This is a genomic window from Jiangella alba (assembly GCF_900106035.1).
GTDB lineage: Bacteria > Actinomycetota > Actinomycetes > Jiangellales > Jiangellaceae > Jiangella > Jiangella alba.
Window position 1 is genome coordinate 1,234,179 of record NZ_FNUC01000003.1, and the last position, 25,646, is coordinate 1,259,824.

At 73.0% G+C, this 25,646-nt stretch carries 18 protein-coding genes, 1 tRNA gene and 1 pseudogene; 5 read left to right on the top strand and 15 right to left on the bottom strand.

Going from position 1 to position 25,646, the window contains the following annotated elements:
• Positions 1–97: 97 nt before the first annotated feature.
• From BLV02_RS08265 to BLV02_RS08290, 7 genes and pseudogenes are all read right to left on the bottom strand, one after another.
• Positions 98–2,626: pseudogene (locus BLV02_RS08265) on the bottom strand (OmpL47-type beta-barrel domain-containing protein); the annotation flags it as partial.
• A 367-nt stretch (positions 2,627–2,993) separates the two neighbouring features.
• The gene (locus BLV02_RS08270) at positions 2,994–7,082 is read right to left on the bottom strand and encodes a ThuA domain-containing protein (RefSeq protein WP_069110960.1); all 4,089 of its coding nucleotides are present in this window, start codon (positions 7,080–7,082) and stop codon (positions 2,994–2,996) included.
• A gap of 82 nt (positions 7,083–7,164) precedes the next feature.
• Positions 7,165–8,190, bottom strand: coding sequence for a multicopper oxidase domain-containing protein (locus tag BLV02_RS08275; protein ID WP_074946223.1), 1,026 nt, complete (start codon positions 8,188–8,190; stop codon positions 7,165–7,167).
• Positions 8,191–9,318: 1,128 nt separating this feature from the next.
• Entirely contained in the window at positions 9,319–9,462 is a 144-nt protein-coding gene (locus tag BLV02_RS36390) for a hypothetical protein (protein WP_171906717.1), read from the bottom strand.
• Positions 9,463–9,992: 530 nt separating this feature from the next.
• Positions 9,993–10,472: a DinB family protein gene (locus BLV02_RS08280; RefSeq protein WP_069110958.1), complete on the bottom strand. Its 480-nt coding sequence runs from the start codon at positions 10,470–10,472 to the stop codon at positions 9,993–9,995.
• Between the two features lie 61 nt (positions 10,473–10,533).
• On the bottom strand, positions 10,534–11,109 hold the full coding sequence (locus BLV02_RS08285) for a helix-turn-helix domain-containing protein (protein WP_069110957.1): 576 nt from the start codon (positions 11,107–11,109) through the stop codon (positions 10,534–10,536).
• Between the two features lie 13 nt (positions 11,110–11,122).
• Positions 11,123–11,572, bottom strand: a complete 450-nt coding sequence (locus tag BLV02_RS08290) for a carboxymuconolactone decarboxylase family protein (RefSeq protein ID WP_074946225.1) — start codon at positions 11,570–11,572, stop codon at positions 11,123–11,125.
• A 66-nt stretch (positions 11,573–11,638) separates the two neighbouring features.
• Between BLV02_RS08290 and pdxR the strand changes: the two genes are divergently transcribed.
• Positions 11,639–13,099: a MocR-like pyridoxine biosynthesis transcription factor PdxR gene (gene pdxR / locus BLV02_RS08295; RefSeq protein ID WP_069110955.1), complete on the top strand. Its 1,461-nt coding sequence runs from the start codon at positions 11,639–11,641 to the stop codon at positions 13,097–13,099.
• On the opposite strand, the gene BLV02_RS08300 is transcribed toward pdxR, so the two are convergent.
• Positions 13,086–13,832: a 2-phosphosulfolactate phosphatase gene (locus tag BLV02_RS08300; protein WP_141711528.1), complete on the bottom strand. Its 747-nt coding sequence runs from the start codon at positions 13,830–13,832 to the stop codon at positions 13,086–13,088. The two genes, pdxR and BLV02_RS08300, sit on opposite strands and share 14 nt — an antisense overlap.
• A gap of 49 nt (positions 13,833–13,881) precedes the next feature.
• On the opposite strand from BLV02_RS08300, the gene BLV02_RS08305 reads away from it, so the two are divergent.
• Positions 13,882–14,460 carry a DinB family protein gene (locus BLV02_RS08305; protein ID WP_069110953.1) on the top strand — a complete coding sequence of 193 codons (579 nt, stop codon included), beginning with the start codon at positions 13,882–13,884 and terminating at the stop codon, positions 14,458–14,460.
• A gap of 725 nt (positions 14,461–15,185) precedes the next feature.
• Here the strand turns inward: BLV02_RS08305 and BLV02_RS08310 are convergent.
• Positions 15,186–15,806, bottom strand: coding sequence for a dihydrofolate reductase family protein (locus tag BLV02_RS08310; protein ID WP_069110952.1), 621 nt, complete (start codon positions 15,804–15,806; stop codon positions 15,186–15,188).
• 100 nt (positions 15,807–15,906) lie between these two features.
• Positions 15,907–16,302, bottom strand: a complete 396-nt coding sequence (locus tag BLV02_RS08315) for a type II toxin-antitoxin system VapC family toxin (protein WP_069110951.1) — start codon at positions 16,300–16,302, stop codon at positions 15,907–15,909.
• 106 nt (positions 16,303–16,408) lie between these two features.
• Between BLV02_RS08315 and BLV02_RS08320 the strand changes: the two genes are divergently transcribed.
• The 3 genes from BLV02_RS08320 to BLV02_RS08330 all read left to right on the top strand — a co-directional run bounded on the left by BLV02_RS08320 (position 16,409) and on the right by BLV02_RS08330 (position 20,900).
• Complete coding sequence (locus BLV02_RS08320) at positions 16,409–18,178, top strand: carboxylesterase/lipase family protein (RefSeq protein WP_216094155.1); 1,770 nt, start codon at positions 16,409–16,411, stop codon at positions 18,176–18,178.
• Positions 18,179–18,228: 50 nt separating this feature from the next.
• On the top strand, positions 18,229–18,816 hold the full coding sequence (locus BLV02_RS08325; protein WP_069110950.1) for a dihydrofolate reductase family protein: 588 nt from the start codon (positions 18,229–18,231) through the stop codon (positions 18,814–18,816).
• Positions 18,817–18,878: 62 nt separating this feature from the next.
• Positions 18,879–20,900, top strand: coding sequence for a hypothetical protein (locus BLV02_RS08330; RefSeq protein ID WP_141711527.1), 2,022 nt, complete (start codon positions 18,879–18,881; stop codon positions 20,898–20,900).
• A 113-nt stretch (positions 20,901–21,013) separates the two neighbouring features.
• Here BLV02_RS08330 and BLV02_RS08335 read toward each other — a convergent pair.
• The 5 genes from BLV02_RS08335 to BLV02_RS08355 all read right to left on the bottom strand — a co-directional run bounded on the left by BLV02_RS08335 (position 21,014) and on the right by BLV02_RS08355 (position 25,561).
• Positions 21,014–21,086 (bottom strand) — tRNA-Asn (locus BLV02_RS08335).
• A 72-nt stretch (positions 21,087–21,158) separates the two neighbouring features.
• Positions 21,159–21,977 carry a sugar phosphate isomerase/epimerase family protein gene (locus BLV02_RS08340; RefSeq protein ID WP_069110948.1) on the bottom strand — a complete coding sequence of 273 codons (819 nt, stop codon included), beginning with the start codon at positions 21,975–21,977 and terminating at the stop codon, positions 21,159–21,161.
• Positions 21,977–23,125: a dihydrodipicolinate synthase family protein gene (locus BLV02_RS08345; protein WP_074946227.1), complete on the bottom strand. Its 1,149-nt coding sequence runs from the start codon at positions 23,123–23,125 to the stop codon at positions 21,977–21,979. Before BLV02_RS08345 ends, BLV02_RS08340 begins: the two co-directional genes overlap by 1 nt.
• Positions 23,122–24,273, bottom strand: coding sequence for a Gfo/Idh/MocA family protein (locus BLV02_RS08350; RefSeq protein ID WP_069110947.1), 1,152 nt, complete (start codon positions 24,271–24,273; stop codon positions 23,122–23,124). Before BLV02_RS08350 ends, BLV02_RS08345 begins: the two co-directional genes overlap by 4 nt.
• A gap of 238 nt (positions 24,274–24,511) precedes the next feature.
• The gene (locus BLV02_RS08355) at positions 24,512–25,561 is read right to left on the bottom strand and encodes a LacI family DNA-binding transcriptional regulator (RefSeq protein WP_069110946.1); all 1,050 of its coding nucleotides are present in this window, start codon (positions 25,559–25,561) and stop codon (positions 24,512–24,514) included.
• Positions 25,562–25,646: the final 85 nt, after the last annotated feature.

A 25,646-nucleotide genomic window follows, 5' to 3' on the forward strand; every position in this document is an offset into this window, starting at 1 on the left:
CACCGCGGTCGACGTTGGCCACGAGCGAGTCGAGGCTGCCGATGACCACCGTCGGGCGGGTGTCGGAGTCCGGGCAGGCGTCGCCGTCACGCTCGACGACGGTGAACGTCACCGATCCGGTCTCCGACTCGTTGCCCGCGTTGTCCGTCGCCCGGTACTGGACGGTGTGCTCGCCGACCGACGAGACGACGACCGGCCCGGTGTACGGGACGAACGCGCCGTCGTCGAGCGAGTAGACGACCGACGCGACGCCGGACTGGGTGTCCGTCGCGGTGACGGTCACGGTCGCGGAGTCGACGTAGGCGCCGTCGGGGTTCTGGTCGCCCGACACCACGCCGGAGACCGACGGCGGCGTCGTGTCGTCCGGCTCGGGCTCGACGACGGTGAATGTCACGGACTGCACGGGCGCGACGTTGCCCGCGTTGTCCGTGGCCCGGTACCGCACCGTGTGGTCGCCGACGGCCGAGACGACGACCGGCGCCGTGTAGGCGGTGAAGCCCGCGCCGTCGAGGTCGTACTCGATCGACGCGACGCCGGACTGCGCGTCCGACGCGGTGACGGTCACCGTCGCGGACGCGATGTAGTCGCCGTCCGGGTTCTGCGAACCCGTCACGGCGGCCGACGTCTGCGGCGGGGTGGTGTCGTCCGGCTCCGGCTCGACGACGGTGAACGCCACCGACTCGACCGGCGAGGTGTTGCCGGCGTTGTCGGTCGCCCGGTACTGCACGACGTGGTCGCCGACGGCCGAGACCACGACCGGCGCTGTGTACGGCTGGAACGAGCCGCCGTCCAGGGCGTACGCGATGGACGCGACGCCCGACTCGGCGTCGGTCGCCGTGATGGTCACGGTCGCCGACCCGACGTACTCGCCGTCGGGGTTCTGGTCGCCGGCCACCGCCGCGGACACGTCCGGCGGGGTGGTGTCGTCCGGCTCCGGCTCGACGACGGTGAACGACACCGACTGCACGGGCGCGACGTTGCCGGCGTTGTCCGTGGCCCGGTACTGCACAGTGTGGTCGCCGAGCGCGCTGACGACCAGCGGCGTCGTGTAGGCGGTGAAGCCGGCGCCGTCCAGGTTGTACTCGATCGACGCGACGCCGGACTGCGCGTCCGACGCGGTGATCGTCACCGTGGCCGACCCCACGTAGTCGCCGTCGGCGTTCTGGTCACCGGTGACGGTGGCCGACGTCTGCGGCGGGGTGGTGTCGTCGGGCTCCGGCTCGACGACGGTGAACGTGACCGACTCGACCGGCGAGGTGTTGCCGGCGTTGTCCGTGGCCCGGTACTGCACGGTGTGGTCGCCGACGGCCGAGACCACGACCGGTGCCGTGTAGGGCTGGAACGAGCCGCCGTCCAAGGCGTACGCGATGGACGCGACGCCCGACTCGGCGTCGGTCGCCGTGATCGTCACGGTCGCCGACGACACGTAGTCGCCCTGGTCGTTCTGCTCGCCGGTGACGGCCGCCGCGACCTCCGGCGGGGTGGTGTCGTCGGGCTCCGGCTCGACGACGGTGAACTGGACGGCCTCGACCGGCGCGACGTTGCCCGCGTTGTCCGTCGCCCGGTACTGCACCGTGTGGGCGCCGATGGACGACACCACGACGGGCGCGGTGTAGGGCGCGAACGCGGCGCCGTTGAGGCTGTACTCCACCGACGCGACGCCGGACTGCGCGTCCGTCGCCGTCACCGTGACCGTCGCGGACCCGACGTAGTCGCCGTCGGCGTTCTGGTCGCCGGTGACCGTCGCCGAGATGTCCGGCGGGGTGGTGTCGTCGGGCTCCGGCTCGACGACGGTGAACGGCACCGACTCGACCGGCGCGACGTTGCCGGCGTTGTCCGTCGCCCGGTACTGCAGCGTGTGCGCGCCGATCGCCGTCACCTGCACGGGTGCCGCGTACGCCTGCCAGCCGCCGTTGTCGAGGTTGTACTCGACCGACGCTACGCCGGACTCCGCGTCCGTCGCCGTCACCGTGACCGTCGCCGACCCGATGTAGTTGCCCTGGTCGTCCTGTTCGCCGGCGACCGCTGCCGAGATGTCCGGTGGCGTGGTGTCCTCCGGCTCCGGCTCGACGACGCGGAACTGCACCGAGCCGTCCGGTGAGGTGTTGCCGGCGTTGTCCGTGGCCCGGTACTGCACCGCGTGGTCGCCGATCTCGGAGACGGTGACGGGCCCGGTGTACGGCTTGAACCCGGTGTCGTCGATCTCGTACTCGATGGTGTCGACGCCCGACCCGGCGTCGGTCGCGTTCACCGTCACCGTGGCCGAGCCGACGTAGTCGCCGTCGGCGTTCTGGTCGCCGGTGACCGTCGCCGTCACCTCCGGCGGCGTGGTGTCCTCCCCGCCGCCGGTGACGACCAGCAGGCCGGTCATCTGGCCGTGGCCGGGGAACGCGCAGTAGAACTTGTACACGCCCGGCGTGAGGTTGACCTCGACCTCGTACCGGCCGCCGTTCGGGTCGAACGGGTTCGCCGTGAGGTTGACGTCGACGTCCTGGTTGTACTGCGGGTCGCCGGTCTCGAACGTCAGCGTGTGCGGCATGCCGCTGGTGTTGCCGGTGGCCGTGCTGTTCTCGAAGACGATCGTGGTCGGACCGGCGACCGCGGAGGTCGGGGCCGACCGGTACGCCGTCACGCTGTTGTCGGCGGTCCAGGTCAGGGTCTGCGCCGCCGCCGTCTCGGCGTTGCCGGAGACGGACGACGCCGGCGCGGGCGCCGGCGCGCCGCGCAGGGCGGCCGCGGCCGGCACCAGGCCGACCGCCATGAGGGCCATGGTCAGCACCGCGACGACGACGCCCTGGGGCGTCACCCGCCGGCGGCCGGCCCGGCCCGTCGAGGGATGGCGGCCGGTGAGGTCCGCCCAGAGTCGTTGAAGCATGAAGTGCCGCACCTCTTTCGTGAATCCGCGAGACGCCGTGCGTCCCGGCGGCCGAGGCCCGCCGGAACGGGCGCGACCCGGGGGGTGAGGTCGCGCCCGTCCAGCCGGCCGCCGGGTCCTACAGCTCCCGGACTCGGACGTTGCGGAACTCCATCTGGTCGTTGTTGCCGTGGTTCTGCAGACCGATGTATCCGCTGAGGAACTGGCGCAGGTCGGTCGGCGGGTCACCCGCGCGCGACGACTCGATGCCAGGGACGTTGTCGAACTCGTTGATCACCACGCCGTTGCGGATGATCGTGTAGTGCTGACCCTCGACCCGGATCTCGTAGTCGTTCCAGACCCCCTTCGGAGTGGCGCCCGAGCCGGGCAGCCCGATCGGGTCGAAGTTGTAGACCGACCCGGTCTTCTGCGGCTCGCCCGTCTCACCGTCGTAGAGCTGGATCTCATGGCCGCAGTAGATCGCGACCCAGGCCGGCGAGTTCGCCGCGGAACCGACGCGCCCGCACTCCGGACGTTCCGCCAGCGGCTGGTTCGGGTTCGGGAACCGGATGAACACACCGCTGTTGGCCCGCGTGGTGCCGGGTGACACGTCACGGAACTGGAGCCGGATCGAGTAGTCCGCGAACTCCTGGGCGGAGTACCAGAGCATGCCCAGCCCGCCGCGGCTGAGGATCGTCCCGTCGTCCTGCAGCTCGAAGAAGCCGCCGGGCGCCTGGGTCCAGCCCTCGAGGGACTCGGCGGTCCCGTCGAAGATGGCGTCCCAGCCGGTGTCGCCGGGCGTGCCGATCTCGGACTGCGCCGCCAGCCGCGTCAGCGTGGCCTTCTCCCGCGCCGTGATGACGCCGTCAGAGGCCAGGCCGTTCGCGGTGTCGGTGACGTGCCGGACGAACTGGCCGTGGTTCGGCCAGCTGCTCTCGTCGTCGATGAGGTCGTTGATCGTGCAGCCCTCGCCGACGACGTCGTTGGCCACGCCGGTGTCGGTGTCGCGCAGGAAGACCGTGGAGCGGTCGTCCGGCACGGCGCACCCGACGGTGACGTCGACCTCGGTGGTCATGGTCTCGCCGTCGGCGTACGTCACCGTGAGCGTCGCGGTGTAGCTGCCCACCGCGCCGTAGGTGTGCCGCGGGTTCGCCTCGTCCGACGTCGCGCCGTCGCCGAAGTCCCACGCGTAGGACACGCCGCCGGAGCGGGCGCCGGTGAACGCGATGGTCAGCGGCTTGTTCTGCACGGCCGTCGCCGACGCCGTCGCCACCGGGGTGGCCGGGCCGCCGTTGTAGACCACGCGGAGCAGCTTCTGGTTCGGGGTGAGGCTGAAGAACCCGCCGCTGTAGTCGGACATGTAGAGGGCGCCGTCCGGGCCGAACCGCGACGTCATCATCCAGCTGTTCAGCTGGTTGCTGCCGGCGCCGTGCGGGATGATCGGGACCAGGTTCTCCGCGAACAGCGGCGGCGCCTGCTCCTCGATGCCCTCCGGGTCGACGGTGACGGCGATCCGGCTGCTCGAGCCGCAGTTGTCACCGAGAATCCACTTGCCCTCCCAGTACGACGGCCACGAGACGCCGCTGTCGGTGTCGACCAGCGACTCGCGGAACGTCGGGCCGGTCATGACGGCCTGGCAACCGCCGCTGCGCATGTACGGGAACCCGTAGGTGGCGTCGTCGTTGTCGTACGTCGGGACGCCGTCGCCACGGTCCGGGAAGTCCGGGTTACCGCCCTGCGGGGAGTACCAGATCATGTTGTCGCGGGCGTCCGGGATGTCGACCAGGCCGGTGTTGCGCGGCGAGGTGTTCATCAGGTTGCCCTTGCAGTCGTACCAGTCGGTCAGCACCGACGCGTCGGTGTTGCTGCGGTCGCGGTACGGCTGCCGGTTGCCCATGCAGTACGGCCAGCCCTGGTTGCCCGCCGACGTGATGATCGTCGCCGTCTCGTACTTGGCCGGGCCGAGGTCGGCGTTCGGGCCGCCGGCGTCGGGGCCGACCCAGGCGGCGTGCAGGTAGTCCGTCACCGGGTCGACGTACAGGGTCGAGATGTTGCGCACGCCCATGACGTAGATCTCCGGGCGGGTCTTGCCTCCGCCCTCCTCCTCGCCGGTGAACAGGTTGCCGTCGGGGATGGTGTACGTCCCGTCGGCCTCCGGGTGGATGCGCAGGATCTTGCCGTTCAGGTCGTTCGTGTTGCCCGACGTGCGGCGCGCGTCCTGGAACGAGTACCCGCCGAACTCCTGCGTCCAGTTGTTGCCGGAGTAGCCGCTGGAGCCGCCGGAGGAGTTGCTGTCGCCGACGCCGACGTACAGGTTGCCGTCGGAGTCGAAGTCCATGCCGCCGCCGGCGTGGCAGCAGCTGTGGATCTGGGTCTCCCACGACAGCAGGTCCGTGCGGCTGTCGAGGTCGAGCTCCTGCGTCTCGTGGTCGTAGGTGAACCGCGAGATGGTCCGGTCACCGACGCGGCGCTCGCGGTCGAGCGAGTCGTACGGCATCCAGTAGGTGTAGATCCAGCCGTTGTCCATGAACGCCGGGTCCAGCGCGATGCCGACCAGACCGTCCTCGGCCTTCACCAGTTCGCTCCCGCTGCCGCGGTTGCCGAACACGTCGAGCGAGGCCAGCTGTGTGACGTCGCCGCTCTCCGGGTCCCACTGGTGGATCGTGCCGCAGCCGCGGCCGACGTTCGGGTCGTCCCACGACGCGATCGGGCCGGTGGCGCAGGCCGCCTTGCCGATGTAGAAGACGGTGCCGTCGGCGGCGACGTCCAGGCCGTGCGGCTCGCCGTTCTGGTCCAGCTGGCCCGGCTGGTTCTGCGCCGTCAGACGCTCGATCTCGTAGTTCGCGCCGATGGTGGCCTGGCAGTCGCCGCGCACGAGACCGGTGGTCCACTGCAGGGCGCCGGTGATGTGGCTGCGGACCTCGGCGTTGCTCCAGCTCTGCTCCGCGCCGCCCATGCTCGTGTAGAACGAGCGGCCGCCGTCGTAGTCACGGCACCACGAGATCGGGTGGAACGCGCCGTTCGCGCCCTCGCCCGGCTCATAGGTGTTCTCCTGGACCTGCGCGACGGTGTGCACCGTGCCGACCGGGTTGGGCGCCCAGTTGGTCCAGCGGTCCGTGAGCGTCAGCTCCAGCGGCAGCCCGTCGTTGGCCGGGTGCTGCCGGTCGACGATGCTGACGGTGGCCTCCAGCGCCGGCACCGGCGGCGGCTCGACGATATCGCCGGCGAAGAACTGCAGCTCGGCCAGCTGCGTGATGGAGTCGCCGGAGTTGCGGGTGATGTCCAGCCGGAGGTACTCGTAGGCCGTCGTGTTCGCGATCGTGTAGGCCTTGGTCTGGAACCGCTCCGGGAAGTCCTCGTTGGTCCGCCGGTCGATGTCGGTCCAGGTCGTCCCGTCGTTCGAGCCCTGCAGGGTCCAGTCCTGCGGGTCGCGGCCGGCGGAGTCGTTGGCCGACGACAGCGCGTACTGGTTCACCGCGGCCGCCTCGGTCAGCCGGACGGTGATCTGCGCCGTCCGCACGAAGCCCAGCCACTTGGTGTTGACGTTGCCGTCGACCAGCTTGGGCGCGTCCTCGTTCGGCGGGTTGTTGGCGGTGGCGCTGACGGAGGCGACGTCGAGCGAGTCGGGCAGCGCGCCGACCGGCCGGGAGCCGATCAGCCCGGTGAACCACTCCGACCGCTCCTGCGCGCGCGAGGCGTCGCCGATGCCGAGGAAGCCGCCGCCGTCCTCGACGAAGGCCTCGAGCGCGTCCTCCTGGGACGGCGTCAGCTCGGTGCCGATGGCGGACAGGAACACGACACCGCGGTAGCCGGCCAGCGTGCTCGCCGAGAAGCTGGCGGGGTCCGACGACACGTCGACGCCGATGCCGCTGGCCGCGCCCAGCTCCTGCACCGCCGCGACTGCGGCCGCGACGGGGTCGACCTGCTCGGCGGCGGCGCCGTGGAAGACCAGCACCTTGGCGCCGTCGGCGGCGTTCGCCTTGGCGGCGGCCAGCGCCTGGCGTGCGGCGGGGCTGGCGTCGTCAGCGGCGTTGGAGGCCTTGTCGGCCGGTGCGCTGGAGGCGCTCGGCGAGGGTTCGGCCGGTTCCGGCTCCGGCTGCCCCTGCGCGGGCAGCGCGGTCACGCTCAGCGCCAGGACGGCCGTGCTCGCCAGGACGATCGTGCGGCGCCACCGTGCGGATCTCGCCGGTGGCCCTCCTCCCGGACGGACGAGGCTGGTGCGTCTCATCGTTGCTCCTTCGATCGAGGTGCGCTCGTGCCTGTGCGTTCTCGGCCCTGATGGATGTCAGCGGTGGTGCGGGCGGTCCTGCCTAGCCGGCGTGGCCCCCGTGTCCTCCTCCGTGTCCTGCGTGGTAGCGGTCGATCGCCTCCTGTGCGTGGTCGGGGATGCTGCCGTCCTCGTTGCGGACCAGGAAGACGCCGGACATGCCGCCGTCGGAGTGGAACTGCACGTGGCAGTGGTACATCCACGCGCCGGGGCCGACGCCTTCGCCGGCGATCACCTGGAACCCGAACGAGCTGCCGGGGTTGAGGTCCTTGTTGTCGACCGCCGGGGTGGGGTCGTTGGGGCCGTCGAGGTAGCCGGTCCGGTTGTCGGCCCACCGGTGGGCGTGCACGTGGAAGGTGTGCTCCATGCTTCCGTGGCCGATCGCCAGCCACTCCACGCGCTCGCCCAGCACGGCGTCGAACATCGGCGTCTCGGGCGCCATCTTGTTGTTGATCGTCATGTCGTTGAACACGACGACGAACGTCTTGTCCGGCAGCAGGTCGCCCTTGCGGCGCACGATCAGGCCGCCGTAGAGGCCCTTCTGCAGGCCCTGGGTGCCGTGGTCGCCGTACGCGTGGTCGTGGTAGTGCCAGTAGCCCGCGCTGCCCGGCAGCCAGGCCCGTCCGCCCGCCGTCGTGCGCTCCCTGGTGCGCCACACGTAGGTGCGGGTCTCGCCCGGCAGGTTGTAGGACGCGTTGAACGCGGAGCCGTCGGAGAAGACGTCGTAGTCGACGCCGTGCGGGTGGATGGACAGCCGCTGGTCGGTCGTGTTGACCAGCGTGATCTCCAGGGTGTCGCCCTCGACGATGTCCAGCAGCGGGCCGGGGATGGTCGCCTCGCCGGGCGCCAGGCCGTAGCCGATCAGTCCGCCGGGCATCGCCTCGGCGTACATCGTCACGCGGTGGGTCGTGCCGCTCGCCCGGGCCGTGTTCTGCCCGGGCGCTGGGCTCGCCGCCACCGCGCTCGTGGCCGCGGCGGCGGGGAAGGCCGCGGTCGCGACCGCGCCGGCCAGCACCGACCGGCGGGTCAGGTGCCCTAACCAGCCACGTCGGACGGGGTTGTCAGCCATGGGGTCTCCATTCCGTGAGTCCCGGGGCGCGAGCACCGGAGACCGGGGGTGGGGCCGGCATCACCACCGCAGGGCATGGACGACCCCCGACGGTCGCTGATCCACTCCGACCCGTACATGGCTCCGCACAGTAAAGGGGCTTTTGCATGCACGTCAACGGAAAGTTTCACGTTCGTCGACAAATGATCCGGCGGGTAACGCTTCGCGCCGTCTGCGTTCCAGATCCGATTCGACCGAAAAGGCGCAGGTGTCGCCTGTGTTGGGGTTCGGTACGGGCGGCTTTCCGCCTGCACCGTGGCGGGCGGCCGTCCGGTCGACGACTTAGGACGAGCGACGAAGGACTTTTGCAAGTTACCGTGAGGTAACGGTTGTGTCAGCAGGCGCCCGCTCGGTACGGTCCCAGTCGTCAGTGGTGTGGGTCACCGCAGGGCAGGGCCGGAGCCTGTGGCACGCCACCACGGACGAGCGCAACCGGCGGTCCGCATGGCCGCCGGACGATGACGCCCGTCCGAGGTGAGGTGGTCACATGCGCCGCGAGGGACACCGGTTCACGTCCACCGGTCCTGCTCCGGTCACCCGCGCGCCGCCGGCTTCCCGTCCGTTGCCGGTGTCCCGTCCGCCGCCGGTTCGGCGCCTGCCGCCCGCTCGGCGCCTGGTGCCGGCTCGGCGTCTGCCGCCGGAGCTCGCGTCCCGGGCCGGTCCGGGATGGGCGGGGTGCGCCGGGTGCTCGTCAGGCTGGTACTCCGGAGGCTGATGTTCCGGTGGCCGGCGGTCCGGCGCCGCGCTGGTGTGACGGCGGCATCGTCGCCGGTAGGCGCCCTGATCCGTCCCCGCGGATCGCGTCGCCGGCCGTACCGCAGTCGGCCGGCGCAGCGGCGCCGGCTCCGGCGCCGTCGACGTCGTTCCGCGAGTCTGTCGGTGCCCGCCCGTAGGGTGGGCCCCCTCCCTAGAGGGGCGGGTCATACCTACCTCAGCGACGCCGATCGCTCCGTCCGGCGGGGCCACCTGCTTCGTCCGGCGGGGGCCACCTGCTTCGTCCCGCGCGCGTGGGCAACGTGGTTCGGCGAGTCTGTCGGTGCCCGCCCGTAGGGTGGGCTCCCTCCCTAGAAGGGGCGGGTCATACCTACCTCAGCGAACGTTGGCCATCACGAGCAGCGCCAGCACCGCCACCACGCCGACGGACAACCGCAGGCTCAGGTTCGGCTGCTCCGGTCCGAGCAGCCAGCGGCGCAGTCGCGCGAGCGAACGCAGTCCGGTGAACGTGGGAGTCACGGCACCCCTCCAGTCCGCGACCGGCCACTGCGCCGCCAATGACGCGGCGTCGATGCCGGGCGCACCTCGACCCAGACCGGGATTTCCTATCCGGCGCCGACGCGAATTGCCGGACACCCAGCGGCCGGCGGTTCTGGCGGCGAGAAAGCGCCGCGCGGATCGGGGGCCGTTCACACGAATTGGGGCTGACGACCCCAGGATGACTCACCGCGAAACGGTCGTCAATACCCGCTGTCGCGCCGATGACCAGGCCGGTCACCAGCGCCGCCCGACCGGGTGGCACGGCTGGGCGGCCGGGCCGGGGACGCCGCCGGCTGGGCTGGCCCGCGCGGCGCCCCGGCCTCCCTGTCGTCGACCGCCCTCGAACCCGGCCGCCCGGACCCGGCCACCTCGACCCGGCCACCTCGAACCCCGCCGTCCCCGAACCCGGCCGCCGGGAACGAGCCGCCGCGAGGGCCGTTCGCACGTCCGCCTCGACCGCGCTGATCTCCGCCAGTCCCTCCTCGTGGGTGCCGTCCGGACGCTGCGATTTACCGGCCGGTCCGGCCGTCGATCAGCTCGCGCAGGATGTCGAGGTGCCCCGCGTGCCGCCCGGTCTCCTCGATCAGGTGCGTCAGCGCCCATCGCATCGATGGCGGACGGCGGCCGGAGTGCGCGGGGTGCTCGAGGCCGGCGCAAGCGGCGATGGCGCGGTCGGCGGCGGCGATGGCGTCGCGGTAGTCCTGGACGACGCTCGCCGCGGTCTCGTCCGGGCCGGCGTGGAAGGTGGCCGGCCAGCTGCGCACGTGCTCGCCGAGGAAGACGGCGCGCTCGACGTGGGCGAGGTGCTTCACCAGCCCGAGCAGGTTCGTGCCGGACGGGACGCCCGGAGTGCGGACCGCCGGTTCCGGGACGCCGGCCACCTTGGCCAGGACGCTCTCGCGCAGGTACGTCAGGAAGCCGGTGAGGACGTCCTTCTCGCCGGAGCCGGTCCGAGGCGGGGGCTGGTCGCGGCGTCGTCGGGGTGCCATGACGCCAGTGTCCGTGGCACGCGGGCCCGGGCGCCCGCCGTCGTGCAGATCTGCAACGGCGTCAGGTGCCGTGCAGGTGCATGCGCTCGCCCTGGGTGCCGAAGATCGCGATGATCTCCGCCGGCCCGTCGTCGGCCGGGTTGCCGATCCAGTGCGGCGTCCGGGTGTCGAACTCGGCCGCCTCGCCGGCCCGCAGCAGGTGCTCGTCGCCGCCGAGGACGAGGCGGACGGCGCCCGAGAGCACGTAGAACCACTCGTGACCGTCGTGCGTGCGCAGCTCCGGCGGCGGCAGCGTCGCCGCCGGCGGGTACAGCACCTTGTACGCCTGCACTCCGCCCGCCTGCCTCGTGAGCGGCACGAACGTCAGGCCGAACCGCCGCACGGGCCGCAGGTGCACGCGCGGATCGCCGACCCTGGGCGCGTCGACCAGTTCGCCGATCGGCACCCCGTACGCCCGCGACAGCGGCAGCAGCTGGCCCAGCGTCGGCTGCACGCGGCCGGTCTCGAGCCGCGACAGCGTGCTCGGCGTGATGCCGGTGCGCCCGGACAGCTCGGCCAGCGTCAGCCCGGACCGGTGCCGCAGCCCGCGCAGCCGCGCGCCCACGGCCCGCACGACCGCGTCGTCCTCGTCACCCATACCTGCAAGGTACTCAGGCGAACGACTCCGGGGTCATGCGGACGGCGACGCTGACCCGGTTCCAGGCGTTGATCGTCGTGATGATCATGACCAGCTGGGCCAGCTGCGCGTCGTCGTAGTGGGCGCGGGCCCGCTCCCAGACGTCGTCCGGCACGCGCGGCGCGCCCTCGCTGAGCCGCGTCATCGACTCCGCCAGCGCGAGCGCCGCCCGCTCGCCCTCGGTGAACGCGGGGCCCTCGTCCCAGGCGGCGACGGCGTAGACGCGGGCCGGCGACTCGCCGCCCTTGACGGCGTCGTGGCTGTGCGAGTCGACGCAGTAGGCGCAGCCGTTGATCTGGCTGACCCGCAGCTTCACGAGGTCGAGCAGACCGGCCGGGAGGTCACCCTGGAGGGAGCGGCTGTCGAGGGCGATCAGTGCCTTGTACGCCGCAGGGGCGAGCGCGGCGATGTCCATGCGTGTCATGTCGTCACCGTACGGCGCTACATTGGTCTCGCCACAGTGACAATTCACGCCCAGCTGATTGGTCCAATGGAGTTCCACGTCAGTCTCGACGGCCCCGGCGACCTCGTCGCCCGGATCTACCGGTCCCTGCGCGACGGCGTGCGCGACGGGCGGCTGCGTCCCGGCGACCGGCTCCCGCCGTCGCGCGAGCTGGCCCGCACACTGGACGTGTCGCGCGGCACTGTGGCGACGGCGTACGAGCGGCTGACGGCGGAGGGCTTCCTCGAGGGCCGGGTCGGTGCCGGGACGTTCGTCGCGGCGGGCGCGGGCACGGGCGCGGCGGGGCCGGCGGGGCCGGCGGGCACGGCCGCGCCGCCGGCCTCGCCGGACGGGGGACTGCGGCCGCGGACGGACTGGGTGGCGGCGCGATGGTCGCCCGGGCCGCGGACGGCCGCGCGGTACGACTTCACCGTCGGGGTGCCGGACACCCGGCTGTTCCCGTACGACACCTGGCGGCGGCTGATCGCGGCCGAGTGGCGGCACGGACGCGAGCCCGCCGGCTACGCCGACCCGGCCGGCCATCCCGGTCTGCGCGACGCCATCGCCCGGTACGTCGGCTACGCGCGGTCGGTGCGGGCCGGCGCCGACGACGTCGTCGTGACCGGCGGCGCCCAGCAGGCCCTCGACCTCGTCGCGCGGGTGCTGCTCGCGCCGGGCGACGTCGTCGCCGTCGAGGAGCCGGGGTATCCGCCGGCGCGTGCGGCGTTCGCGGCGTACGGCGCGCGGGTCGTCGGCGTGCCCGTCGACGGCGACGGGCTGGTGGTGTCGCGGCTGCCGGCCGACGCGCGCCTGGTGTACGTGACGCCGTCGCACCAGTTCCCGCTCGGCGTCGCGATGTCGCTGCCGCGCCGGCTCGAGCTGCTGGCCTGGGCCGGCGCGCACGACGCGGGCATCGTCGAGGACGACTACGACAGCGAGTACCGCTTCGCCGACCGGCCGCTCGAGCCGCTGCACGGCCTCGACACCGGCGGGCGCGTCGTCTATGTCGGGACGTTCTCGAAGACCCTGCTCCCCGGGCTGCGGCTCGGCTTCGTCGTCGTGCCCCCGGGGCTGCGCCGGGCCGTGCGCACGGCCCGCAGCCTGGCCGACGGTCACGGCCCGGTCGCGACGGAGGCCGCGCTGGCGCGGTTCATGGACGAGGGACTGCTGGCGCGGCACATCCGGCGGACGGGGAAGGCGTACGGCGAGCGGCGGTCGGCCCTGCTGGCCGGGCTCGACGGTGCGCTGGCGCCGTACCTCGAGCCGGTGCCGTCGGCGGCCGGGCTGCACGTGTGCGCGCTGCTGCGTTCCGGTGACGGCGCGACGGCGGAGGCGGTGGCCGGACGGGCGCGGGCCGGCGGGGTGCTCGTCGAGCCGCTCGGCCGGTATCGGGCGGAGGCGGGCGGGCGCGGCGGGCTGGTGCTCGGGTACGGGGCGGTCGACGTGGCGGACGTGCCGGCCGGACTCGACCGGATCGCGGCGGCGTTCCGGGAGGTCACGCCGGGCTGAATCCGCCGTCCGTCAGCACCGGCACCATCTCGCTGGTGTCGCGCTCGGCCGCGATGGCGACGTCGGCGGGGAAGCCGTACGCGACCAGTTCGCGGCCGGACGCGCAGTCGGCCAGCGTCGCGGCCAGCTCGTCGACGGCGTCGATGGCCGCGCGGGCGGCGGCCGCCTCGGGGGAGAGGTGCGCGCCGCCGATGCCGCCGACGATGGCGCCGGCGCCGAGCAGGTCCTCCAGCGCCGGGCGCAGGCTGCCGTCCGGCCAGCGCTCGCCCGCCGGGACGACGGCGACCGGCCGGTCCGCGGCACCGTAGCCCGACGCCGTCAGCCACCGTCCGATCGCGGCCGCGTTGCGCAGGCAGCCCGCCACCACGACGGCGCCGTCGTCCCTCGCCGCCGCTGCGATGGCCGACCCGTTCGGCGACGGCAGCACCAGCCGCGGCGGGGCCGGAGCCGCCCGCAGCGCCGCCGGCGACAGCGACCACGGGTGCTCGGCGCTGGTCGCCCGCCGGCCCACCGCCAGCCGGGCGCCGACGGTCTGCGCGTAGCCCGCCGCCGACTCGTCGCGCCAGGCGTACGGATACACCGTCGTGCCCGCGTCGGCCGCCACCGACACCGCCGTCGTGAACGACAGCACGTCGACGACGACCAGGCAGGCGACGTGCGGAGCGAGCCGCCGCGCGCCGGCCAGGCCCCAGTCGACGCGGACACCGAAGCCGTCCTGGTCCCAGGCGTTCACCCGTCCGATTCTCGCCGACCTTGTCGGTGCCGGGTGGTTGGGTGGGTGCATGGCGGATCTCAAGTCGGAGCTGCACCACAAACTGCGGCAAGCGCGCGCCGGGCTGTTGTCGCGGCTCGACGGGCTGAGCGAGTACGACCTGCGCCGGCCGCTGACGCCCAGTGGCACCAACCTGCTCGGACTGGTCAAGCACGTCGCCGGCGGCGAGTACGTCTACCTCGGCACGTCCTTCGGACGGCCGCCGCCCGAGACGCTGGCGTGGGAGGAAGACGGCTCGATCTGGGACGGCGCCGACATGTGGGTCACGCCCGATCAGTCCAGCGAGTACATCCTCGGGCTGTACGGCCGAGCCTGCGCCCACGGCGACGCCACGCTGGCCGAGCTCGACCTCGACGCGCCCGGGCGGGTGCCGCACTGGCCGGCCGAGCGGGCCGACACCACACTCGGCGTGCTCCTCATCCGCATGCTGTCCGAGACCGCCCAGCACGCCGGCCACGCCGACATCGTCCGCGAGCTCATCGACGGCCGCGGCGGTTCCGACCACGACGACTTCGGCGACGCGGAGTCCTGGCGCGAGTACCTCGCCCGCATCCAGGCGGCCGCCGACACCTTCGCGGCGCCGCCCTGACCCCGCCCGCCCTGATCGGCGCGCGGCTGCCTGGCTGGCTGCGCGCCGTGTTGGTCGGGGACGGCCGGCCGCGCATGGCGCTGGCCTGCACCGCCGCGGCTCCGCCTGCCCTGATCGGCGCGTGGTCGCCTGGCTGGCTGCGCGCCGTGTGGGTCGGGGCCGGCTGGCCGTTCATTGCGCTGGCCTGCCCCGGCCGCGGCTCTGCCTGCCCTGATCGGCGCGCGGTCGCCCGGCTGGCTGCGCGCCGCTGGCTCACCCTGCCGCGATTCGGGCCGCCCGGGCGCCGGGTGCGCGCCACGCTGGTGTCGGTCGGCATGGCGCGCCCTACGTCGGCCTGTCCCACGTCGGCCGGGCACGCGCCGCTGATCGGCGTCGGCCGGGCGGTTGCGTGCCGTGGCTGGGGACGGACGGCTGCGCATTTGCGCTGGTCGCCCGTCCCGGCTTGGCCTGCGACCGTGCCGGGTGCGGCCGTGGTGGTGCCGGTCGGCGTGGCGTTCTGGCCCGCGCCGCGTTGGCCACACGTGCGCCGGTCCCACGTCGGCCTGCGACGCGTCGGCTGGGCGTACGCGGGGGTGGTCGGCGTCGGCCGGCCGGCCGGGTACGGCCTTGGCCCGCCCGGCGTTGGCTGCCGCGCGTCGTGCTGGTCTGGGTCGGCCTGCCTGCGGGCGTTCGCCGACCTGTCCGCTCGACACCGGGCTCAGCGCGGTGCGCTCAGTGGAGCGGGTTCAGTGCAGTACGCGATAGGTCAGGTGTGTCACGCCGGCCGCCGCACGCGACCCCACCTGCTCGAGCCGCAGTGACGGCACGCCGTCGAACAGGCGGGTGCCGGCGCCGAGCGTCAGCGGCACGACGTGCAGGCGCAGCTCGTCGATCAGCCCGGCGGTGAGGTACTGGTTGATCGTGGCCGCGCCGCCGATGATCGACACGTCGCCGTCGCCGGCCGCGTCGCGGGCCTGTTCGAGCGCGCGGTCGATGCCGTCGGTGGCGAAGTGGTACGTCGTGCCGCCGTCCATCGGCTGCGGGTCGCGCGGATGGTGGGTGAGCACGAAGACCGGGGCGTGGAACGGCGGGTTGTCGCCCCACCAGCCGTTCCACTCGCGGTCCCACTCGCCGCGCACGGGACCGAACATGTTGCGGCCCATGATGAACGCCTGGGCGGCATTGATCTGGTCGATCTCGGCCCGGCTCTCCTCGGGGTCGTCGAACATCCAGGCGTGCAGCCGGCTGCCCCAGCCGTCGCCGCCGTCGGCGCCGAACGGGCGCTCCTCGGTCTGGCCCGGCCCGGCCGAGTAGCCGTCGGCGGTGATCGAGGCGTCGCAGGTCACCCTGCCGCTGCCGGTCGTCATGGGCGTCTCCTCCTCGCGCCGGCGTCACTGTGTCCGCCGGTCAACTATTTCAGTGGGAGGACAATAGTGTCCTATGGATACTGTTTCCGCAAGACTCAGTTCAGAGCAACGACTCGAAGGGGGCCACGGTGACGACGTCGCGCACCGCCTCGGCCAGGGCGGCGTCGAGGGTGACGAAGGCGTCGGCCTGCAGGCGGGTCAGCGCGACGTACTCGGCGGCGTAGGTGTCGGGCCAGCCGAGGTCGGCCGCGATCGTCCACGCGACGGCCTGCAGCACGCGGTCGCCGAGGAGGCGGATGCGCAGCCCGCGCACGTAGTCGAGGCGGGCGTCGGCCTCCTTGCGGGACAGCTCGCCCCGCCGCACCGCCTGGTACAGGTCGGCCAGCAGCTGCGACCGCAGCAGCGTCGGCGCGACGAGCTGGTGCTCGGCCGCGACGGCGATCCGCTCGGCGGACAGCCGGAAGGCGACATCGGCGCCGATCACATACCTGGTCACGGCGTCAGCGTACGCGGATCGCCGTACGGGGTACGCGGCTCGACGTACTGGCGATCGGTCCACTGGACGGACGCGCCGCCGGCTCCGGCCACGAAGACTGACCGCCATGTCGATGCGTGCGCTCGTCCGATCCCTGTCCGCCGTCGCCGTCAGCACCGCCGTCCTCGCCACCGTCGCCGCGGCCCTCCCGGCCGCGGCCGTCACCGCCCTCCCGGCCGCGGCCGTCACCGCCGCCCCGGCTACGGCCGCCGCCCCGGCCGCGACCGCAGCCCCGGCCGTCAGCGCCGCCCCGGCTACGGCCGCGGGGGTCGGGCAGCCGGATCCGGGCGTCGTCCGGATCGACGCCGGCCGGCTGCGCGGCACCGTCGCCGACGACCACGTCCGCTACTCCGCCATCCCGTACGCGGCCCCGCCCGTGGGGGAGCGGCGCTGGCGCCCACCCGCCGGGGTGCGGCCGTGGCGCGGGGTCAGGGACGCGATGACGCCGAGCCCGTACTGTCCGCAGGGCGGCATGCAGGGCGTCGTCGGGCAGGAGGACTGCCTGTACCTCGACGTCACCGTGCCGGCGCGCGCCGGGCGCGGCGACCGGCTGCCGGTGCTCGTCTGGCTGCACGGCGGCGGCTTCACCAGCGGCGGCGCCCGCGAGTACGACGCGGCCCGGCTGGCGACCGCCGGCGACGTCATCGTCGTGAGCGTGAACTACCGGCTCGGCGCGCTCGGCTTCCTGTCCGCGCCGGCACTGGACACGGCGGGTGGCAACTACGGGCTGATGGACCAGGCGGCGGCGCTGCGCTGGGTGCGTCGCAACGCGTCCCGGTTCGGCGGCGACCCGGGCAACGTCACGCTGGCCGGGCAGTCGGCGGGGGCCCGCTCGGTGTGCGCCCAGCTCGCCTCGCCGGACGCGCGCGGCATGTTCGACCGGGCGATCGTGCAGAGCGGCGCCTGCGACAACCCTGTGCCCGACCTCGCCGCGGCACAGGCGTTCGGCGAGCGGGCGACGGCCGACCTCGGCTGTGCCGACGCCGACGCCACCGGAACCGCCGCCGCGGACGCCTCCGGAACCGCCGCGGACGCCGCCGGAACCGCCGGAACCGCCGCCTTCGCTGCTGGCACCGCCGACGTGGCGGGCTGCCTGCGCGACGTCGCGCCGGAGCAGCTGGTCCGCGTCCTTGCCCGGGCCGGTACCGATTTGACGTCGCGCGTGGCGGACGGCCCGTGGAACCCGGTCGCCGGGACGCCGTCGCTGCCGGTTCAGCCGGGCGACGCCCTGCGGGACGGGTCGGCGGCGCGGGTGCCGCTGCTGACCGGCGCCGCGCGCGACGAGATGCGCGCGTTCGTCGTCGGCGAGACGGTGACGGCGGACGACCACCGGGCCGCGGTGACCGGCCTGTTCGGCGCCGACGCGGAGACGGTGCTGGCCGAGTACCCGCCGGGCGACGACCCCGCGGTCGCGCTGGCGACCGTGCTCACCGACTGGGGCGGCCGCATCGGCGCCTGCCCGGCGCTTCGCACGGCCGATGCCGCCGCCGTCCACCAGCCGGTCTACGCCTACGAGTTCGCCGAGGACAGCCGCGAGGTCGTGGACGGGTTCCCGATGGGCGCGTTCCACGGGCTGGAGCTGTCGTACCTGTGGGACCTGGACATGGCGTGGGACCCGTACCCGCCGCTCGACGCGGATCAGCAGCGACTGTCGGCGACGATGATCGACTACTGGACGGCGTTCGCGCGCACCGGCGACCCGAACGGCCCCGGCCGGCCGGTCTGGCCCGAGTTCGGTGCGACCGGCGCGGTGCTCGGCCTGTCGTCGGCCGCCGTCGCGCCGACGCCGTTCGCGGCCGATCACCGCTGCGACCTGTGGGCGGCGCTGCCGCGATGAGTTCTCCGGCCGGACACGGTCGGTACAGACTGGAACCAAGGAGGTCCACGATGGGCAAGGTCCTGAGCCACATGACGATGTCCCTCGACGGCTTCATCGCCCAGCCCGACGACAGCATCGGCGAGCTGTTCGAGTGGTACGAAGCCGGCGACGTCGCCGTCGACAACCCCAACGAGACCGTCCGCTTCGCCGTGGACGACGCGAGCGCGACGGTGCTGCGCGACCTGACCGAGAACGTCGGCGCGCTGATCGCCGGGCGCCGGCTGTTCGACATCGCCGACGGCTGGGGCGACAAGCACCCGGCCGGCTCACCCGTCGTGGTGGTGACGCACCAGCCGCCGGCCGACGCCGCCGAACGCTGGCCCACCACCACTTTCGTCGACGGTGTCGCGGCGGCGGTCGAGCGGGCCAAGGCGATCGCCGGAGACAAGGACGTCACGATCGCCAGCGCGAACGTCACGCAGCAGGCGCTGGCCCTCGGCCTGCTCGACGAGGTGTGCGTGAGCCTGGTGCCGGTGCTGTTCGGGGAGGGCATCCCGTACTTCTCGGTCCTCGGTGGCGGCCATCAGCTGCTCGAGGACCCGGCGGTCGTGCAGGGCCGGCGAGCCTTGCACCTGCGCTACCCGGTGCGACGCTAGCGAGTTTCAGCAGTCGGAACGCCTGGTTTCGGCAGGTGCCGAGGTCTGCCAGACTGCGCGGCATGATGAGACGATTCGCCGTAAGAACGGGGATCATCGCGGTTTCGGCCGCGCTCGCGGCAGCCCTGGTGCAGCCCGCGGCCGGGACCGACGCCGGGACCGACGCCGGCGCCGGCACCGGTGCCGCGGCTGCGCCGGCCGGCGAGGCTGCGCCCGCCGGCGAGGCACCGGTCGCAGCGATCGACGCCGGCATCGACAACCCCGGCTTCGAGGACGTCGCCGCGGACGGCACCATCGCCGGGTGGTTCCCGTTGACGTCACCGGCCTGCGGCACCACCGTGGAGCCGACCACCGAGGACGCGTATGCGGGCGAGCGCAGCGCGAAGCTCACCGACCCGACCGCCGGGGGCATCGTCTGCCTGCAGAGCTCGTTCGTCGACGTTCTCGGCGGGCAGGACGTGCGCGCCTCGGCCTGGATGCGGACGCTGTCGGGCACGACGGCCTGGCTGACGATCCGTTTCCACGACGACGCCGGGGCGCTCGTCGGTACCGCCGACACCCGGCCCGGGACGCTCACGGAGTGGACCGAGCAGGTCGTGACGGCGAAGGCGCCGACGGGCGCCACCCGCATGCGTCTGATGCTCTACGGCGGCTCCACGACGGCCGGTGTGAGCCTGATCGACGACGCCACCCTCACCGGTCCTCGTGACGACTACGACCCGACCCTCCCGGGAACCCGTGAACTCTTCGTCGACGACTACCGGATCGCCACGACGTCGCCCGACGTGGAGCGCATCGTCCATCCGCCGCGCCGCAGCGCGCCCACGCTGATCGCGGACAAGCCGTGGGAGGCGAACAACTACGTCTACAGCAACACCGTCCTCTACAACCCCGACCTGCGGAAGTTCCAGGCCTGGTACGGCACCTTCAGCCTGGTCGACTTCCACAACTACGGGCTGTACGCCGAGAGCACCGACGGGGTCCGCTGGACCAAGCCCGAACTGGGCCTGCACGAGTACCAGGGCTCGACGGCGAACAACATCTACTCCACGGACGCTCCGGGCACCGTGCTCTACGATCCCGCCGACCCGGATCCCGCCCGCCGCTACAAGATGCTGGCGTTCAAGCCGAACCCCCGTGGCTACCACGCCTACACCTCGCCCGACGGCATCCACTGGACGCCGAACGCCGCCAACCCGGTGATCCCGAACGGCGACGTGCAGAACCTGGGCTACGACCCGTACGAGCAGCGTTACTACGCCATCACCAAGCAGCCGATGCCGCCCAACCAGCAGGGCGCCGAGAACCGGGTGCAGTTCATCTCGTTCTCCGACGACTTCGTGACGTTCACCGCGCCGGTGGTCTCGCTCGAGGCCGACGTCCGTGACAAGGCTCAGGCCACGGCGAACGGCGCCTCGGACATGCAGGTGTACGGCCTGCCGTCGTTCGCCTACGAGGGGATCTTCATCGGTCTTCCGGCCATGTACGAGGTCACCGGCACCGGCGTCCCGGGCAGCGGCGGCGACGGCACGATCGAGGTGCAGGTGGCCGCGAGCCGTGACCTCGACTCCGGCTGGAACCGTCCCTCGCGCGACCCGCTCATCCCGCTGACGTCCGCGGGCGATCGGGACGACGGCATGGTCATGGCCTCGTCGCAGGCGGTCGTCGACGACTCCACGGTCCGGGTCTTCTACACCGGCTGGGACGGTACGCACGGCACCTTCGACCGTCGCACCACCACGTCGATCGCCACCTGGCGCCGCGACGGGTTCGTCTCCATGAGCAACGCCGGCGACCGGCCCGGCCTTCTGACGACCATGCCGGTGACCGTCGACGGTTCGTCGCTGCACGTGAACGTGGCGCCGTCGGCCCGAAAGGGCGGCGTGCGAGCCGAACTGCTGGACGAGACCGGCGCGGTCATCCCGGGCTACTCGCTGGCCGATTCGGTGCGCGTGCGCAAGGACACCCTGGACGGCGTCCTGGCGTGGTCGGGCAAGCGCGACCTGTCCGCCCTGCAAGGTCAGGAGGTGCGGATCCGGTTCGAGATCACCGGCGCCGACCTCTACTCGTTCTGGCTTCGATGACCTCGGATCACGGGGTGGCGGCGCTGCCCGTCACCCCGTGATCGGCGCAGTACCGGGAGATCGAGAAAGCCCCTGCCACGCATCTGTTCCGATGCTGGTCAGGGGCTCTTCTGCTCCCGCACCTGGACTCGAACCAGGAACCCTCTGATTAACAGTCAGATGCTCTGCCAATTGAGCTATGCGGGATCGGTGAACCGAACGTTCCGGCCGACGCTGAACTTTAGCAGGCGAGGGGGTCCGGTTCCCAATCGGTTCGGGTCAGCCGAGGACGTGTTCCTCGTAGCGCTTGCGCATGAGGGCGACCACCTCGTCGGGGTCGGCGGCCCAGAGGTCGGCGTTGAAGATCTCGACCTCGATGGGGCCGTCGTAGCCGGCCGCTTCGACCAGCCGGCGGAAGTACCGGAAGTCGATGTGGCCGTCGCCCATCATGCCGCGCGACAGCAGGGCGTCGGCGGGGAAGGGGGTGATCCAGTCGCAGACCTGGAAGCTCGAGATGCGCCCCGCCGAGCGGGCGATGGCGGCCTCGACGACCGGGTCCCACCAGACGTGGAAGGTGTCGACGACGACGCCGACGGACGACGGGGCGAAGGGGGCCGCGAGGTCCAGGGCCTGGTCGAGCGTCGACAGCACGCCGCGGTCGGCGCAGTAGAGCGGGTGCATGGGCTCCAGCGCCAGCTGGACGCCCGCGGCCTCGGCGTCGGGGACCAGCGCGCCGATGCCGTCGGCGACCCGGGCCCGCGCCCCGGCGAGGTCGCGCGACCCGGGCGGCAGCCCGCCGACCACCATGACGAGGCAGTCCGCGCCCAGGAGGGCGGCCTCCTCGATGGCCCGCCGGTTGTCGTCCAGGGCGGCGTCGCGCTCGGGGCCGGGAAACGCGGTGATGAACCCGCCCCGGCACAGCGACGACACCCGCAGCCCGGCGTCGGCGACCATCCGGGCCGCCGCAGCGACGCCGCACGACTGCACCGGTTCGCGCCACAGCCCGATCGACCCGATGCCGGCCCGGACGCACCCGTCGACGGCCTCGGCGACCGACCACCGCTCGGTGGTCCGCTGGTTCAACGACAACCGGTCCATCACACCACCCCGTAGGCCGACAGCAGCGACGTGAACCGGGCGGCCGCCAGCGCCGGGTCCGGGAACAGCCCGGCCGCGTCGGCCAGTTCGAACGTGCGCACCAGGTGGGGGAGCGACCGCGCGCTCTGCAGCCCGCCGACCATGACGAACCCCGGCTGCAGGCCGGACAGCCAGGCGAGGAACGCGATGCCGGCCTTGTAGTAATAGGTCGGCTCGCCGAACACCTGACGGGCCAGCGGGACGGTCGGTGCGAAGGCGGCCTCGTAGGCGGCGACGTCGCCGCGGTCCAGCGCCTGCAGCGCCGCCGACGCCGCGGGGGCGATGGCGGCGAAGATCCCGAGCAGCGCGTCGGACGAGCCGCGGATCAGCGCCGGGTAGTTGAAGTCGTCGCCGGTGTAGAGCCGGACTCCGGACGGCAGCCGCGGCCGCAGCGCCTCCTCGAACGCGGCATCCAGCAGCGACACCTTGATGCCGTCGACCTTCGCCGCGTGGTCCTCGATCAGCGCCACCACGTGGTCGGCCGCGACGCCGACGTCGTCGGCGCCCCAGTAGCCGGCCAGCGCGGGGTCGAACATCGGTCCCAGCCAGTGCAGGATCACCGGCGCCGACGCCTGCGCGAGCAACCGGTCGTAGACCTTGCGGTAGTCGTCCGGGCCGGTCGCGACGGCGGCCAGCTGGCGGCTGGCCATGAGGATGACCTGGGCGCCGGCATCCTCGACGACGCCGAGCTGCTCTTCGTAGGCGGCCGCGACGGTGTCGAGGGACGCGGGACCGGTGAGGTGGTCGGTGCCGGCGCCGGCCGCGATGCGCCCGCCCGCGGCGCGTGCCTCGGCCGCGCTGCGCCGGATCAGCTCCTGCGTGGCCGCCCAGTCCAGGCCCATGCCGCGCTGCGCGGTGTCCATCGCCTCGGCGACGCCCAGGCCGTACGACCACAGGTGCCGCCGGAACGCCAGCGTGTGCTCCCAGTCGACGACGGCGGGAGCGCCGGGCCGGTTCTCGCCCAGCGGGTCGGCGACGACGTGCGCGGCGGCGAACGCGACCCGCGACGTGAACGGCGCCGTGGGCCGCTCCCACGAGCCCGGAGGACTCATCGTGTACGTGCGCAGCCCGCCGTCCGCGCCCGGCAGCCGCAGGTCGAGGCCGGTCACAGCGTCAGCTCCGGCAGCTCCACCCGGCAGCCGCCGTCGGACGACTGCAGCCCGGCCTGCGCGAGCCGCACCCCGCGGGCGCCGGCGAGGAAGTCGTACGGGTGCGGGCCGTCCTCGGCGACGTGCCGCACGAACTGCTCCCACTGCGCCATGAAGCCGTTCTTCGGCGGCGCGTTGTCGGGGACGTCCTGCCACTGCTCGCGGTAGCGCTGCTCGTCGGCGAGGTCGGGGTTCCACGTCGGCCGCGGCGTGGCGGTGCGCGGCTGGATGACGCAGTGGTGCAGCCCGGCGACCGCGCTGCCGAGCGTGCCGTCGACCTGCAGCTCCAGCAGCTCGTCGCGGTGCACGCGCACCGCCCACGACGAGTTGAACTGGGCGACGGCGCCGCCGGCCAGCTCGAAGATCGCGTAGGCGGCGTCGTCGGCGGTGACGTCGTAGCGCCGGCCGCGCTCGTCCCACCGCTCCGGGATGTGCGTGACGGCGCGCGCGGTGACCGCCTCGACCCGGCCGAACAGGTTCGTCAGCACGTAGTCCCAGTGGCAGAACATGTCGACGACGATGCCGCCGCCGTCCTCGCTGCGGTAGTTCCAGCTGGGCCGCTGCGCCTGCTGCCAGTCGCCCTCGAACACCCAGTAGCCGAACTCGCCGCGCACCGACAGGATGCGGCCGAAGAACCCGCTGTCGATCAGCCGGCGCAGCTTCAGCAGCCCGGGCAGGAACAGCTTGTCGTGCACGACGCCGTTCTTCACGCCGGCCGTCCTGGCCCGCTTGGCCAGCGTCAGCGCGCCCTCGACGGTCTCGGACACCGGCTTCTCGGTGTAGACGTGCTTGCCGGCGTCGATCGCCTTGACGATCGCCTCCTCGCGCACGGAGGTCAGCTGGGCGTCGAAGTAGACGACGTTGGCGGCGTCGCCGAGCGCGGTGTCGAGGTCGGTGGTCCACCGTTCCAGGCCGTGCCGCGTCGCGAGGTCGCGCAGCTTCTCCTCGCTGCGGCCCACCAGGAGCGGGTCGAGCGTGACGCGGGAGCCGTCGGACAGCTCGACCCCGCCCTGCTCGTTGATCGCGAGGATCGACCGGACCAGATGCTGCCGGTAACCCATGCGGCCGGTGACGCCGTTCATCACGACACCGAGCGACTTGACTGCCATGCCACCTCCTGTGGAAAGCGCTTGCCCACACACCGTACGGCGTGGCGGCGCGGGCGCGCAACCTCTGGTGCGACGGGGATGTCGCCAGGTGGCGGGCGGTTCGGGCCGAATTAGTCGTGCCACCTGGCCAAATAGGGAAGGCGCTTACCCGGCGGCGGACGGAAAGCCGGGGCCAGGCTGGTGAGGCCAGGCCGCGGTGGGCCGGGCGGGGTCAGGCCGCGGCGGTGGGTCGGCGGGATCAGGCCGGCGAGGCCGCGACGGTGCGGGTGCTCTGGCGGAGGACGACCTCGCCCTTGATGCGCCGGGTGCGCGGCTTGGTGCGGTCGGCGGCGCTCAGCACCAGCTCGAACGCCGACGCGCCGACCTTCTCCAGCGGCAGCCGGACCGTCGTCAGGGCCGGGTTGACGTCGCGCAGGGTGCTGATGTCGTCGAAGCCGGCGAGGCCGATGTCGCGGGGGACCTCCAGGCCCTGCTCGCGCCCGGCCACCATGGCGCCGACGGCCATGACGTCGTTGACGGCGAAGACGCAGTCGAGCTCGCCGATGCGGCCGAGCAGCGTGCTCATGGCCTGGTAGCCGCCGTCGCGGGTGAACGCGCCGTGGACGACGAACGCGGGGTCGAGGTCGATGCCGGAGCGGCCGAGCCCTTCGCGGAACCCGTGGACGCGGTCGCGCGCCGTCAGCATGGCGTCGGGACCGGCCAGCACGCCGAAGCGGCGGTAGCCGAGGTCGACCAGCGACGTGGCGAGTTCACGGGCGCCGAGGCGGTTCTCGATGACGACGGTGTCGACGGGGAGCTGCTTCTGCGAGATCGCGACGACGTTGCCGCCGTCGTTCTCGAAGATGTCGATCTCGCGGCGCAGCGCCTCGGCGACCGGGCTGTCGTCCATGCGGCTGCCGGCGAGGATGACGGCGCGGCTGCGCTGCCCGCGCAGCGCGACGAGGTAGTCGACCTCGCGCTCGGGCCGGCGCAGCGTGCTGCCGAGCGTGACGAGGACGTGGTGTCCCTCGGCGGCCTCCATGACGCCGGCGGCGATGGAGGAGAAGTAGGGGTCGGCGATGTCGTGCACCACCAGGCCGACGACGTTGGTGCGGCCCCGCGCCATGGCCTGGGCCTGCGCGTTCGCGGCATAGTTGAGGCTGCGGGCGGCGGCGAGGACGCGCTCACGCAGGTCGTCGCCGACCTTGCGGGTGCTGCCGTTCAACGCGCGCGACGCCGTGGCCAGCGAGACGCCGGCGCGGGCTGCGACGTCCATCAGCGTGACCGAACCGCGCGGTTGCTCGGCCATGACTCTCCCGTCGTCCGAAGGAATGCGCTTCCACGATAGACCTCGCGGCCCGGTGTGGTTCGCAGGACGGCACGAGGAGAGTTCG

Excerpts from the sequence above, each read along its gene's own strand:
- BLV02_RS08270 (WP_069110960.1), bottom strand. The coding sequence starts at position 7,082 with ATGAGACGCACCAGCCTCGTCCGTCCGGGAGGAGGGCCACCGGCGAGA.
- BLV02_RS08275 (WP_074946223.1), bottom strand. The coding sequence starts at position 8,190 with ATGGCTGACAACCCCGTCCGACGTGGCTGGTTAGGGCACCTGACCCGC.
- BLV02_RS08280 (WP_069110958.1), bottom strand. The coding sequence starts at position 10,472 with ATGGCACCCCGACGACGCCGCGACCAGCCCCCGCCTCGGACCGGCTCC.
- BLV02_RS08285 (WP_069110957.1), bottom strand. The coding sequence starts at position 11,109 with ATGGGTGACGAGGACGACGCGGTCGTGCGGGCCGTGGGCGCGCGGCTG.
- BLV02_RS08290 (WP_074946225.1), bottom strand. The coding sequence starts at position 11,572 with ATGACACGCATGGACATCGCCGCGCTCGCCCCTGCGGCGTACAAGGCA.
- pdxR (WP_069110955.1), top strand. The coding sequence starts at position 11,639 with ATGGAGTTCCACGTCAGTCTCGACGGCCCCGGCGACCTCGTCGCCCGG.
- BLV02_RS08305 (WP_069110953.1), top strand. The coding sequence starts at position 13,882 with ATGGCGGATCTCAAGTCGGAGCTGCACCACAAACTGCGGCAAGCGCGC.
- BLV02_RS08310 (WP_069110952.1), bottom strand. The coding sequence starts at position 15,806 with ATGACGACCGGCAGCGGCAGGGTGACCTGCGACGCCTCGATCACCGCC.
- BLV02_RS08320 (WP_216094155.1), top strand. The coding sequence starts at position 16,409 with ATGTCGATGCGTGCGCTCGTCCGATCCCTGTCCGCCGTCGCCGTCAGC.
- BLV02_RS08325 (WP_069110950.1), top strand. The coding sequence starts at position 18,229 with ATGGGCAAGGTCCTGAGCCACATGACGATGTCCCTCGACGGCTTCATC.
- BLV02_RS08330 (WP_141711527.1), top strand. The coding sequence starts at position 18,879 with ATGATGAGACGATTCGCCGTAAGAACGGGGATCATCGCGGTTTCGGCC.
- BLV02_RS08340 (WP_069110948.1), bottom strand. The coding sequence starts at position 21,977 with ATGGACCGGTTGTCGTTGAACCAGCGGACCACCGAGCGGTGGTCGGTC.
- BLV02_RS08350 (WP_069110947.1), bottom strand. The coding sequence starts at position 24,273 with ATGGCAGTCAAGTCGCTCGGTGTCGTGATGAACGGCGTCACCGGCCGC.
- BLV02_RS08355 (WP_069110946.1), bottom strand. The coding sequence starts at position 25,561 with ATGGCCGAGCAACCGCGCGGTTCGGTCACGCTGATGGACGTCGCAGCC.